The following is a 13,419-nucleotide window of genomic DNA, read 5'->3' as shown; positions in this document are numbered from 1 at the left end:
TCGACCAATCTCATTTTATATGAAAGCGACGGAACATTAATCAGCCTTGCACGGTCGAGCGGGGCCGTAGGGCTTCGCCAGGCCGGCTCGCCGTCAATACCCCTCATTCACCCAGTGTTGCGTCGACTTCTTGGGACGCTTGTAGCCGTTGTCCGGCTGGCGCGGGGGCAGGGGCAGTTCCACCGGGCTCAGATCCTTGTAGGGAATCTGGTGCAGCAGGTGGGCGATGCAGTTCAGGCGCGCCTTCTTTTTGTTGTCGGCGTCGACGATGTACCAGGGCGCATGGGCATGGTCGGTGTGGGCCAGCATCACGTCCTTGGCCTTGGAATATTCCACCCAGCGGCCGCGCGACTCCAGGTCCATGGGCGACAGCTTCCAGCGCTTCATGGGGTTGTGCATGCGCTCCACGAAGCGCTTCTCCTGCTCCTCATCGCTGACCGAGAACCAGTACTTGATCAGGATGATGCCGGATTTCACCAGCATCTCCTCGAACAGCGGGCAGGCGCGCAGGAACTCCTGATACTCATCCTCGGTGCAGAAGCCCATGACCTTCTCGACACCGGCGCGGTTGTACCAGCTGCGGTCGAACAGGATCATCTCGCCGGGGCCGGGCAGATGCTGGACATAGCGCTGGAAGTACCACTGGCCCTTTTCCCGCTCCGTGGGCGTGCCCAGGGCCACCACGCGGCAGATGCGGGGGTTCAGGCTTTCGGTGATGCGCTTGATCACGCCGCCCTTGCCGGCGGCGTCGCGGCCCTCGAACAGCACCACCACCTTCAGGCCCTGGATGCGCACCCATTCCTGCAGCTTCAGCAACTCGAACTGCAAGCGCGCCAGCTCATCGATATACTTGTAGTGCTTGGCCGGCCGGCCGGGCTTGCCCGGTCCCAGGATGTGCCAGCGGTCCTCGATGCGCTTATGTTCCTTGGCGTTGCGCAGGATTTCGCCGTCCAGCGGCGGGGCCGGGCTGATGTCTGCCATCTCTTCCGGTGTGGGCTCGCCCGCCTCGCCGCCTTGGGCGGCGCCATTCGTGTGCTGCGTGTTCTGGTTCGCATGCTTCTTGGACTTGCCGGCCATGGCGTCTCAGGCCTCCCAGTAATGTGCGCGGGTGAACCGTTGCGGTTCCTTGCCAGGCACCTTGTCCCTGAATGGGCACCCCATCCTTGCGCCATGTCAATGCGCCCTTCGGTTATGAGGATTGCATAATGAAAGTCACTGGGGCAGGATGGCGGGGACGCACTACGATCAAGAGGACCAACGATGGTTGTCCCGGGTGAGGCCGACAAGCAGGTGGGCGAGGCGGAGCGCATGGCGGCGCTGGCCCGCATGGACGGGCTGGATTTCCTGCGTGCCATGATGGCGGGCGACCTTCCGCCGCCGCCCATCTCTCACACCTTGGGCTTCACGCTCAGCCATGCCGAACACGGCTACGCCGTCTTCACCGGTACGCCGGCCCACGCCTACTACAATCCCATCGGTTCGGTGCATGGTGGCTGGATCGCCACCCTGCTGGACAGCTGCATGGCCTGCGCCGTGCAGACCACGCTGACCGGCGGGCGCGCCTATACCACGCTGGAACTGAAGATCAACTATATCCGGGCCGTGACCTCGGCCACCGGCCCGGTGCGGGCCGAGGGTCGCATCATCCACGCCGGCGGCCGCACCGCCACCTCCGAAGGCCGCCTTGTCGACGCCGACGGCCGGCTGTTAGCCCACGGCACCACCACGTGCCTGGTGTTCGACCCCCGGCCGCCCAAGGCCTGACCCACTTTGGGCTGGGCTGCCGGCGACTGGATTGTTGGCCGGTAAAGGCGCGGTGGGCGGTGTTCCGCCGCCCGCCCGCCCGTCCAGTTCCTCCACGATGCGCCGGTGCAGGGCGCCGTCCAGGGGATAGCCCGCCATCAACGCCAGGGTGGCGATGAACAGGCCGCAGGGCAGCAGGGACATGAGCAGGCGCAGGCCGCTCAAGGTTTCCGCCGACTGGGCGGCGTTGGGCACGAAGCCGATGGCGGACAGCAGCCAGCCCAGCAGGGCGCCGGCCAGGCCCAGCGCCACCTTCTGCGCCAGCGAGGCCACGCCGAATATCTTGGCCTCGTCCCGGCGGCCGAAGCGCCATTCGTTGTAATCGACCAGGTCGGGCAGCATGGCCCAGAAGCCCACCGCGTGGACGGTGCAGCCCACGAACAGGGCGGCGATGGCTGCCACCGCCAGGGCCGGCCGGTCGCTGGGCGCCGTCAGGAAGGCCAGGGAGGACAGCGCCGCCAGGCCCGTTCCCATCTGCCACGACACCTTCTTGCTGGTGCGGCGGGACAGCCATACCCAGAAGGGCACGCTGACGGCGCTGGCAGCGGAGAAGGCGGGCATGGCGTAGGCGGCCAGGTCCATGTCGCCCACGTCATACTTGAAGAAATAGACCAGGTTGCGGAACTGCAAAGCGCCCGCCACCTGGATGAAGCCGATGGAGACCAGCAGGCGCATCAGCGGGCCGGAGCGGGCCAACGTGCGCAGGAAGCCGACGACATCGCTGTCAAGCGTGGCGCGCGAGGCGGGCGTCAGGGCCGGGTACGGTTCTTCCTTGACCACGCTGGCGCACAGCCAGAACAGGGCGACGGACAGGGTGCCCACCACCAGGCCGCTGATGCTGTAGCCCAAACCCGCATAGGCACCCCCGTGTCCCCCCGCCGCCATCCGGTCGATGCGGGCGGCCAGGGCCGGCAGCAGGAAGGACACGGTGATGCCGCCGATGAAGGCGCAGGTCATGCGGTAGCCGGTCAGGCTGGAGCGTTCCTCCGCGTCCTGGGTGATGCGGGCGGACAGCGAGGCGTAGGGGATGGAGACGATGGTGTAGACGCCGCGCCAGGCCATGTGGCTCAGGATGGCGTAGGCGATCAGGCCGCCCTGGCCGAAGCCGGGCGCGGTGAAGCAGGCCGCCATGACGGCGCCCAGCGGCACGCCGCCCCACAGGATGAAGGGGCGGTACCGGCCCAATCGCGTGCTGGTGCGGTCGGCCCACACGCCCATCAGGGGATTGGCCAGGCCATCGGCGATGGCGGCCACCAGGAAACCCACGCCCACCCACACCGGGGGCACGCCCTGCACATCCGTCTGGAAATAGGCCAGGAACAGGGTCATCGCCTGCCAGTGCAGGTTCAGGCCCAAGTCACCGATGGCGTAGCCCAGCTTGGTCTTCAAGGCGACGGGCGCCTGTCCGTATGCCATCTTCCCCCCGGGGAATTCTTCTCTTGGGGCCAGGGTGGCGGCGGCAATGACAGCGGTGCCATCCTCCCGCTTCCGACCCAGGCCAATCCCAGGAAACAACATCCGGTGGCGGTCACGCCAGCATGCCTTTCGGACGGTGGCGGTCAAATGATGGACGGGCGCGCTTTTTTGCGCCATCGATGCAGGATTGCCGCAGCCTGGCGCTTTGGGCGATTGTGAGCGCGCGCCGGCCCCAGGGATGGGGAGGCGGCACCGATACAGGGATGGGAGTGACATATGGCGGGGCCTGACCGCAAGCCGACGATCATCGATGTGGCGCGCCTGGCGGGGGCGTCCATCAAGACGGTGTCGCGGGTCATCAACAAGGAACGCTATGTCAGCCCCGACATGCAGGAGCGCATCGAGAAGGCGGTGGCCGAGCTGGGCTATCAGCCCAACATGATGGCCCGCAGCCTGGCCAGCGAACGCTCCAACCTCATCGGCCACCTCTACGGCGACGCCGGCGGCCCTTACACCCTGGAAATCCAGGTGGGCCTGCTGAACCGCTGCCGCGCCCACGGCTATCATTTGATGATCGAGGAAATCGATTATCGCAGCCCCAACGTGGAACAACGGGCCAGCGCCATCGTGAACCAGATGCGCCTGGACGGCGTGGTGCTGACGGCCCCGGTGACCGACAACCCCATCGTGCTGCGGATTTTGGAGGAGGCGGGCGTGCCCTATGTCCGCGTCACGCCGCAGCAGGAATCGGAAACCTCCCCCTCCGTCCGCATTGATGAGCGGCAGGCGGCCTACACGCTGACCCAGCATCTGCTGGCCCTGGGTCACCGTCGCATCGGCTTCATCAAGGGCAAGGCCAACCACACCGCCACCATCCTGCGCTACACCGGCTATTGCGAGGCGCTGACCGACGCCGGCGTGACGGTGGACCCGGTGCTGGTGGAGCAGGGGGAGTTCACCTACGCCTCCGCCGTGGCCTGCGCCCGCCGCCTGCTGGACCAGCCGCACCGCCCCACCGCCATCTTCGCCAGCAACGACGAAATGGCCGCCGCCGTGGTGGCGGAGGCGCACAACCGCGGCTTCAGCCTGCCGGCCAACCTGTCGGTGGTGGGCTTCGACGACACGCCGCTGGCCGAGATGATGTGGCCGCCGCTGACCACGGTGCGCCAGCCCGTGCGGGAAATGGCGGAAACGGCGGCCGACATCCTGATCGGCCTGCTGTCCCAGCGCGGCAAGGTGGACTGGCCCAAGCCCGTGCCGCACCAGGTGCTGGCCCACACCATCCTGCTGCGCCAATCCACCGCCCGTCCGCCGGGCAAGGCCTGATCCCCCGAAGCATGGACCCCTAGCGGCGCCCGCCCACGGCCGGCGCGGCCTGGGGCGGGCGGAAGCCGTTGCGATAGACCTCCTCCACCAGCTCGCGGTGGGTGGGCAGGCTGGACACCGCCTGCGGGGCCACGGTGCGCAGGCCCCGGAACTCGTGCCCCGCCTCGTCCATGCGGCGGTGAAGGGCGCGCGCCGGCTCCAGGTCGGTTTTGAAGCCCATGCCGTACAGGACGTATTGGTAGCTGGCCGGCAGGAAGGTCTCGTGGTCGGCCACGAAGTCGAAGCGTCCGGGCGGCCGGTGCGCCCATACGGCCAGGCGGTCGCGCAGGCTCTCCGGTATGGTGGCCGGGTCGGCGTTGTCCCGCCAATAGGCGCTGTCGGTACGCCGGGTGATGCAATAGTGCAGCTTTAGGAAATCGACGATCCGCTCATACCGCTTGCCCATCAGCGCGTTGTAGGTGCGGGCGGTGGCGGCCATGGACGCGGCCGTCTGGGCGCTGTCCAGCCCCGTCTCGCCCCAGGGGAAATACTGGGCGATCATGTGGGCCGCCACCTCGATCAGCATGATGCCGGTTGATTCCAGCGGCTCGAAAAAGCCGCCGGACAGGCCCACGGCCACGCAGTTGCCCACCCATTGGGCGGTACGGCAGCCCGAGTCGAACTTCAGCAGGCGGACGTCGCGCCCCTCGGCCGCCGGGCCCAGGTAACGGCGCAGCACCTGTTCCGCCCGGGCGTCGTCGGTGTGGCGGCTGGAATAGACATAGCCGGTGCCCCGGCGGTCGTTCAGGCCGATGTCCCAGGTCCAGCCCGCCTCATGCGCGGTGGCCACGGTGTAGGAGGGGATGGGCGCGTCCGGCCGGTCATAGGGCACCTGCAGCGCCACCGCCCGGTCGTTGAACAGCACGTCCTGATAGGACTTGAAGGGCACCTTGAGGGCCCGGCCGATGATCTCCGCCCGGAAACCGCTGCAGTCGATGTAGAGGTCGGCGCTCAGGCTGCCGTGCTCGCGCGTTTCCACCCGTGCCACCGCGCCACTGCCGTCCAGCACCACGTCGGTGACGGTGCCCACCCGGTGGCGTACGCCCAGCTCGATGGCCACAGTGCGCAGCAACACGGCCAGGCGGTTGGCGTCGAAGTGATAGGCGTAGTTCAGGGGCGCCGCATAGGGCGGGTCGATGGGCCGCTTGGGTCCGCGCGCGGCGTCCGCCACCGCCTTCTGCAGGGTCACCGCCTCGGCGAAGGCCAGGTCGCCGGCCCCGCCCAGCAGCCAGTAGGGCAGCAATTCCGGCCCGTTGCCCTGGTGGGGAAAGTTGAACGGATGGAAATAGTGGGTGTGGCCGGCCACGGCGCCCAAGGCTTGGGTTGGCGACGCGTCGGGCGCGGGCGTTTCCGCCCAGTCCACGAAATGGACGCCCTGCTTGAAGGTGGCGGTGCTTTCCCGCAGGAAGCGTGCCTCATCGATGCCGATGGCGGCCAGGGTGGAACGGATGGTGGGGAAAGTGCCCTCGCCCACGCCGATGATGCCGATGTCGCTCGATTCGATCAGGGTGATTTCTGTCCCGCCGGACAGATTGGCGCCCAAGGTCTTGGCCAGGTAGGCGGCGGTCAGCCAGCCGGCGGTGCCCCCGCCCACGATCAGGATACGGCGCTGGGCGCCTTCCGCTGCGGTCATCACTTCCTCCCTAAGGGCCGCCTGCCCCTTGGCGGAACGGCGGCGGTTCTTATGTTTCTCAAACCATTTAGGGCGGGATCGTCGCTTTTTGGGGCAGCGCCCGCCAGCCTCGTCACCCAGGGGTTGCCGGTCGATTTGTTGCGCTGCCGCAGGCTTCGTCCTGCGCATGAGGCCAGAATACCACGGTTGCCGCCATATGACAGCGCTGTGCGACAACGTTGTCATAATTTTGTTGACAGCATTGTCAGCCCCGCTAAACATGCGACCCACAACGGCGCCGCATCCATTGGATGTGGGCGGTGACCGTCGAATATCCGCCTAGAGCAACCAGGCTAGAATAAAAGGGAGGAAGCGAGATGAAGGCGAGACTCGGACTCTATCTGCAAGCAGCGGCTGTGATTGCCCTGTCCGGCGGCGCGTACGCGCAGACCGCGACGGCCCCGGCCGGTCCCTCCGACACCATTGCCGAAATCGTCGTTACCGCGACCAAGCGTGAGACCAAGCTGCAGGAAACCCCGATCGCCGTGTCGGCGTTCAGCCAGGAAAGCCTGGACAAGCAGCAGGTCAAAGACATCACCGATCTGTCCAAGTTCGTGCCCAGCCTGCAGTTTGGCCAGCAGGGCGACCAGAACGCCATCACCCTGACCCTGCGCGGCATCGGCAACGACAGCGCCTACACCGAAGTGGCCGACCCCGAGGTCGCCATGTACGTCGACGGCATCTACTCGCCGCGCGCCCAGGGCGCCTCGGTGCTGATGTATGACATGGAACGCGTGGAAGTGCTGCGCGGCCCGCAGGGCACCCTGTTCGGCCGCAACGCCACCGTCGGCGCCGTCAGCCTGATCTCCGCCAAGCCGACCTTCGACAAGGAATACGGCAACGCCGAGGTCGTCGCCGGCTCCTACGGCCGCTTCGGCACCCGCGGCATGTTCAACCTGCCGGTCTCCGACAAGCTGGCGTTCCGCGTCGCCTTCGTGACGGACAAGCACGACGGCTACGTCGACTACCAGCCGGCGCCGAACGTCCCGGGCGTGAACCCGGCCGCCTATGTGACCAGCGGTCCGAAGTACTACGCCGGCGACCAGAAGTCGTTCCGCGTCAGCGGCGCCTGGCGCCCGACGGACCGCTTCAGCTGGGACCTGAACTTCGAGTGGTATGAGGACACCGGCACCCCGGTCGAGCCGCTGATGCAGACCCCGCGTCCGGGCACGAACCTGTGGTCGGTGCAGGCCGACACCGCGCCGTTCCAGGACCGCACCGCGAAGTCCGTCCACAGCAAGATGGACTACGACATCAACGACTACCTGCAGTTGTCCTACATCGCCGGCGCGTCCTGGCTGGGCGGCAACAACCAGGTGGACGCCGACAGCGGCGTGCTGCCGCCGACCAGCGCCACCACGCCATCCGGCGCGTTCGAGCAGAACAGCACCGTCTGGTCCAGCTACGACTTCTTCAGCCACGAACTGCAGCTGAAGTCGTCGGGCGTGCACACCATCGACTGGATCCTGGGTGCGTACTACTCGCACGAAACCAACAAGATCCGCTTCGACATCGACCAGGCCAACGGCTATCGCCTCGGCACCTTCAGCTGGGCCGGCAGCTTCATCCAGTCCGACCGTGAGATCGAGTCCGCCGCCGGCTTCGGCCAGGCGACCTGGCATGTCACCGATGACATCCGCCTGACGGGCGGCGTGCGCTACACCCGCGACGACAAGGAAGACATCGGCGGCCGCAACGTCACCTGCAACGGCTGCACCCAGGGCATCTTCGGCCGCGATCCCTACTCCATCCCCGGCTACACGGCGTCGCCCAACGACGTCTATGGCCAGTGGAGCAAGGCCACCTGGCTGGTCCGTGCCGATGCCGACATCATCAAGGACGTGCTGATGACCTATGCCAGCGTCGGCACGGGCTTCAAGTCGGGCAACATCGAGGACGGCGGCAAACTGGCCGGCCCCGAGACGCTGACCAACTATGAAGTCGGCGCCAAGACGACGCTGTTCGGCGGCCGGGCCACCTTCAACGTGGCGGCCTACTATGAAGACTTCACGGGTTATCAGGTGAACCAGGCGGTCACCACCCGTGACGCCGCCGGCCATGTCATCGGCTCGCAGATCGTGACCCAGAACGCACAGGGCGCCAAGGCCTACGGCCTGGAAGCCGAACTGGCCGCCAAGGTCACGCCGCGTGACACGATCAACCTGTCGCTGTCCGCCCAGCACACCGAGATGGAAGAGCTGCAGAGCATCGACGCCCGCCTGTACAGCGGCGGCGATGTGTCCCACCTGGTCGAGCTGAAGGGCAACGAGCTGCCCCACGCCCCGGCCCTGTCGGGCACCGTCGGGTACGAGCACGTGTTCGACCTGCCCAACGGCGGCACGCTGACCCCGCGCGTCTCCACCCATTTCGAGACCCGCAGCTACCTGTCCTTCTTCAACGCCGGCACGTACGACGAGCAGAAGGCCTATACCCGCACCGACCTGGCCGTCCGTTACGACGCGCCCAGCGGCAAGTGGTCCTTGGAAGGCTTCGTCCAGAACGTGGAAAACGCCAACATCAAGTCCAATGCCGGTGCTTTCGGCGGCCCGGCCACCCCGGTGTGGACGGCCGTGTACCAGCCGCCCCAGACCTGGGGTGTGCGGGCCCACGCCAGCTTCTGATCCGGTTCGTTCGCGTTGTTCGACCCCCGGGGCGCGAGGGGCTCTCCTCTCCCGCGCCCCGGTTTTTCCCTTCTTGGCAGGATACACTCTCCCCGAATCCTGCACCTTGATGGGCGGTGCCCCCGCACCGCCCATCCTTTATCCCCCTGTCGCCATCGCCGTCCGAAGCCACGATGACAACGCGTCACGTCGCCTGATTTCGCCCCTGATTTGGGAGACCCCATTGGCCCAGCCAGAGAAGCGGTCGATCACCATTCGGGAGGTCGCGGACCTGGCCAAGGTGTCCATCAAGACCGTGTCACGGGTCATCAACCGCGAGGCCGGCGTTTCCCACGAAACGCACGCCCGGGTCATGGACGCCATCGCCCGCCTGGACTACCGCCCCAACCTGAACGCCCGGGGCCTGGCCGGCGACCGCTCCTTCCTCATCGGCCTGTTCTATGACAACCCCAGCGCCCACTATATGAGCGACGTGCAGGCCGGTGCCGTGGCCCGCTGCCGCGAGGGCGGCTTCCACCTGCTGGTGGAGCCCTGGGACAGCACCGACTCCAACGTGGGTGACCAGGTCCTGAACCTCATTTCCCAGCTGCGGCTGGAGGGGGTCATCCTGACGCCGCCGCTGGTCGACCACGCCGGTGTGCTGGAGGCCCTGCGCGCCTCGCGCATTCCGCTGGTACGCATAGCGCCGGACACGGATCGCGAGACGGCGCCCTTCGTCTACATGGACGACTACGCGGCCTCCCGCCAGATGACGGCCTACCTCATCAGCCTGGGCCACCGCCGCATCGGCTTCCTGCTGGGCCATCCCGACCACGGTGCCACCGAACAGCGCTACCGCGGCTTCCGGGATGAACTGGCGGAACACCGCATCCCCCTGGATCCGGAGCTGGTGCGCCCAGGCCACTTCTCCTACCGCATCGGCATGGCTTGCGCGGAACAGCTGCTGACCCTGGCCGATCGTCCCACCGCCATCTTCGCCAGCAACGACGACATGGCGGCGGCGTCCGTCGCGGTGGCGCAGCGCCTGGGCCTGTCGGTGCCGGCCGACCTGTCGGTCGCGGGCTTCGACGACACGCCGGTGGCGCGCATCATCTGGCCGCAGCTGACCACCATCCGCCAGCCCATCAGCCGCATGGCGGCGGCGGCAGCCGACCTGCTGATCGACCGCGCGGTGCGGCGCCAGCCCTGGACCCATCCCATGCCCCGCCGGCTGCTGGAGTTCGAGGTGGTTGTGCGGGAATCGACCGCCCCGCCGTCCAGCGTGCCGTCCCTCGGCCGCGCTCGGCGCTGATCCAACCCAACACTCAAGGCGCGCGGGGACCGGTCTCGTGCGGGAGGACTGTCATGGCCAGTGATGTCAAACTTAAGGGCGGGCATGACGTGCACGCCGGCTCCGGCCTGGTGGTGATGCTGACCCTGGTCGCCACCCTGGGCGGCCTGCTGTTCGGCTACGACACCGCCGTCATCTCGGGTGCCGTGAAGTCCATCGACGCCAACTTCATCGACCCCTTGGGCTTGGCCGATACGGCGCGCGACAGCCTGTCCGGCTTCACCATCTCCAGCGCGCTCATCGGCTGCATTGTCGGCGGCATGATCGCCGGGTGGGTGGCCGATCGCTTCGGGCGCAAGCGCGGCCTGTTCCTGGCGGCCGTGCTGTTCCTGATCTCCGCCATCGGGTCGGCCCTGCCGGAACTGGGGCTGGGCACCATCGGCCGTATGGGGCCGGCGGCGCTGACGCCCTTCATCATCTACCGCGTCATCTGCGGCGTCGGTGTGGGCATCGCCAGCATGCTGTCGCCGCTGTACATCGCGGAGATCGCGCCGCCGCATGCCCGCGGCCGCCTCATCTCCTTCAACCAGATGGCCATCGTGCTGGGCATCGCCGGCGTCTATTTCGTCAACTGGGCCATCGCCGCCCAGGGCGACACCGCCTGGCTGAACAGCGTCGGCTGGCGCTGGATGCTGGGATCGGAGGCGCTGCCCGCCGCCCTGTTCCTGGTGCTGCTGGCCTTCGTGCCCGACACGCCGCGCTGGCTGATCAAGGTGGGCCGCACGGCGGAGGCGGAGGCCACGCTGACCCGGCTGATGGGCCCGGCCGAGGCCGCCCTCACCCGGCGGGAGATCGAGGGCAGCCTGGTGCAGCATACCGACCGTCTGATGGCCTACGGCGTCCTGGTGCTGGCGGTGGGCATCATGCTGTCGCTGTTCCAGCAGCTGGTGGGCATCAACGCCGTGCTTTATTACGCCCCGCTGATGTTCGAGAACATGGGGGCGGGCACCGACAGCGCGCTGCTGCAGACCGTGGTGGTGGGGGCGGCGAACGTGCTGTTCACCCTGGTGGCGATGTTCACGGTGGACCGGCTGGGACGCAAGCCGCTGCTGATCGCCGGCGCCGCCGTCATGGCGGTCGCCATGCTGGCCCTGGGTTGCCTCCTGAACCTGCATCAGATGGGCATCGGCGCCCTGGTGGCGGTGGTGGTCTACGTCGCCGGGTTCGCCTTTTCCTGGGGCCCCGTCGTCTGGGTGCTGCTGGCGGAGATCTTCCCCAACCCCATCAAGGGCAAGGCGCTCAGCATCGCGGTGGCGGCCCAGTGGGTCGCCAATTGGGTGGTGTCGTGGTCGTTCAAGGTGCTGGACGGCAACGCCACGCTGAACGCCATGTTCAACCACGGCTTCGCCTATTACCTCTACGGCGCCTTCAGCATCCTGGCCGGCCTGTTCGTCTGGCGCTTCGTCCCCGAAACCAAGGGTCGCAGCCTGGAGGAGATGGAGGGTGTGTGGAAAGCGACCGGCCGCTGAGCCTTCCTTCTGGCGGTTGATAGCGCTCACAGCTATAGGTTGGATGGCGCGCCAGGGCAGGGGCGTGCCGCTTCCTTTTCTTCGGCAAGGTGGTGCGGGTGGCGTCGTTGTTCGAGACTGGTCCCGGGGACGGGGACAGGGTGTTGGCCGACCGGCGGGCGGTGCTGGCCTTTTGGGTCGGGTGCGCCGTGGTGACCGTGGGCGTGGTCCTGCACCTGCCCATGTTCCTGATGGCCAAGGACGTCGGCTATCGCCTGGCCGACATGCCGATGGACATGGGCATGACCATCGGCATGGGCCTGATCATCGTGGGCGTCCTCATCGCCGCCTATGGCCTGCTGCCGCGCAAGACGGCGGTGGCGGCAGTCGACCTTGCCGTGGTGCATGATGACGGCCCGTTGCGCGCGGCGCACTGGCGGCTGATGGCGGTCATCGTCGTGGCCCTGGTCATCGACGTCATGAAGCCGGCCAGCCTGGGCTTCGTCCTGCCCGGCATGCGCGATGAATATGGCGTGGACAAGATGACCGTGGCCTGGCTGCCCATGGCGGCGCTGGCCGGCACGGTCGTCGGTTCCTTGATCTGGGGGGCGCTGGCGGACGTCTATGGCCGCCGCGCCTCCATCCTGCTGTCTTCCGTCATGTTCGTCGGCACCTCCATCTGCGGGGCCATGCCCGATTTCTGGTGGAACGTGGCCATGTGCTTCCTCATGGGGGCGGCGGCGGGCGGCATGTTGCCGGTGGCCTACGCGCTGCTGGCGGAAACCATGCCGCTGCGCCATCGCGGCTGGAACCTGGTGCTGGTGGGCGGCCTGGGGGGCATAGGCGGCTACCTGGCGGCCAGTGGCCTGTCGGCCCTGCTCCAGCCCTTGTATGGCTGGCGCATCATGTGGCTGCTGAACCTGCCCACGGGCTTGATCCTGGTTTTTCTCAACGGCCAAATCCCGGAATCACCCCATTTCCTGCTGCTGCGCGGCCGCCTGCGCGAGGCGGAGCGCACGCTGGCCCGCTTCGGCGCCGCCCTGACGCGCGGGGCGGAAGGCACGCCCGCGTCCAAGGGGGGCGAGACCCACTTTCTCAGCGGCCGCACCCTGGCCCTGACGGTCACCGCCCTGGCGTGGAGCTTTACCAATTTCGGGCTGCTGCTGTGGCTGCCGGCCGAATTGACGGCCCGGGGCATGGATGTGGTCGTGTCCAGCCGCCTGTTGGCGGCATCCGCCCTTATCGCTTGCCCGACCATCGCGGTGGCGGCGCTGCTCTATTTCCGCTGGAGTACGAAGTGGACGCTGGCGCTGATGATCGTCGTCGCCATCGCCGGCTTGGGCGGCGTCATGCGCCTGGGCGACGGGGCCGGCCTGTTGGACGTGGTGGCGCCGGTGGCGCTGCTGATCGTCGGCAGCAACGGCATCCTGGCCGTGCTGCTGCCCTATACGGCCGAGAATTACGCCGTGGGCCTGCGCGGCCGCGCCACCGGCTGGGTCGCCGGATGCAGCAAGGCCGGCGGCCTGGTGACCCAGTGCCTTGCCATCGCGGCGCTGGTACCAGGCCTCGGAACCCTGGCGCTGGCCATTTGCGGCCTGATGGCGGCCTCGCTTCTGCTGGTCATCTATTTTGGCTCCGAAACACGGGTTGGCCGGCGGGATGCGGATCCTCCATCGACGGCCGCAGCGGTGGAAACCAGCGGCGCTTGAGGCTGCCTTCTCCAACGGGGTACCCCGAACGTTCGAGTTCTCCCCGGCCTGCGGT

At 67.5% G+C, this 13,419-nt stretch carries 9 protein-coding genes; 6 read left to right on the top strand and 3 right to left on the bottom strand.

Annotated elements, in window-relative coordinates:
* Positions 1-93: 93 nt before the first annotated feature.
* On the bottom strand, positions 94-1,077 hold the full coding sequence (ppk2, locus tag Y958_RS21315) for a polyphosphate kinase 2 (protein WP_244909496.1): 984 nt from the start codon (positions 1,075-1,077) through the stop codon (positions 94-96).
* Positions 1,078-1,260: 183 nt separating this feature from the next.
* Between ppk2 and Y958_RS21310 the strand changes: the two genes are divergently transcribed.
* A complete protein-coding gene (locus Y958_RS21310; protein WP_088873853.1) occupies positions 1,261-1,764 on the top strand; it encodes a PaaI family thioesterase in 504 nt (167 codons plus the stop codon).
* Here the strand turns inward: Y958_RS21310 and Y958_RS21305 are convergent.
* Positions 1,708-3,219: an MFS transporter gene (locus Y958_RS21305; protein ID WP_186291387.1), complete on the bottom strand. Its 1,512-nt coding sequence runs from the start codon at positions 3,217-3,219 to the stop codon at positions 1,708-1,710. The genes Y958_RS21310 and Y958_RS21305 overlap by 57 nt on opposite strands.
* 276 nt (positions 3,220-3,495) lie before the next feature.
* On the opposite strand from Y958_RS21305, the gene Y958_RS21300 reads away from it, so the two are divergent.
* Positions 3,496-4,545: a LacI family DNA-binding transcriptional regulator gene (locus tag Y958_RS21300; RefSeq protein WP_004274201.1), complete on the top strand. Its 1,050-nt coding sequence runs from the start codon at positions 3,496-3,498 to the stop codon at positions 4,543-4,545.
* A gap of 19 nt (positions 4,546-4,564) precedes the next feature.
* Here the strand turns inward: Y958_RS21300 and Y958_RS21295 are convergent, their stop codons facing one another.
* Complete coding sequence (locus tag Y958_RS21295) at positions 4,565-6,217, bottom strand: tryptophan halogenase family protein (RefSeq protein ID WP_088873851.1); 1,653 nt, start codon at positions 6,215-6,217, stop codon at positions 4,565-4,567.
* A 356-nt stretch (positions 6,218-6,573) separates the two neighbouring features.
* Between Y958_RS21295 and Y958_RS21290 the strand changes: the two genes are divergently transcribed.
* The 4 genes from Y958_RS21290 (at position 6,574) to Y958_RS21275 (ending at position 13,364) form a co-directional block, all read left to right on the top strand.
* A complete protein-coding gene (locus tag Y958_RS21290) occupies positions 6,574-8,877 on the top strand; it encodes a TonB-dependent receptor (protein ID WP_040849611.1) in 2,304 nt (767 codons plus the stop codon).
* Positions 8,878-9,100: 223 nt separating this feature from the next.
* Positions 9,101-10,168: a LacI family DNA-binding transcriptional regulator gene (locus tag Y958_RS21285; protein ID WP_088874145.1), complete on the top strand. Its 1,068-nt coding sequence runs from the start codon at positions 9,101-9,103 to the stop codon at positions 10,166-10,168.
* A 53-nt stretch (positions 10,169-10,221) separates the two neighbouring features.
* Positions 10,222-11,676, top strand: coding sequence for a D-xylose transporter XylE (gene xylE, locus Y958_RS21280; RefSeq protein WP_088873850.1), 1,455 nt, complete (start codon positions 10,222-10,224; stop codon positions 11,674-11,676).
* 98 nt (positions 11,677-11,774) lie between these two features.
* Positions 11,775-13,364: an MFS transporter gene (locus Y958_RS21275; protein WP_211098638.1), complete on the top strand. Its 1,590-nt coding sequence runs from the start codon at positions 11,775-11,777 to the stop codon at positions 13,362-13,364.
* The last annotated feature ends 55 nt before the right edge of the window (positions 13,365-13,419 follow it).

Source organism: Nitrospirillum viridazoti CBAmc (genome assembly GCF_000730165.1).
Taxonomy (GTDB): Bacteria; Pseudomonadota; Alphaproteobacteria; order Azospirillales; family Azospirillaceae; genus Nitrospirillum; species Nitrospirillum viridazoti.
Note: the sequence above shows the minus strand (reverse complement) of the source record. Positions and strands in the feature narration are given on the sequence as shown.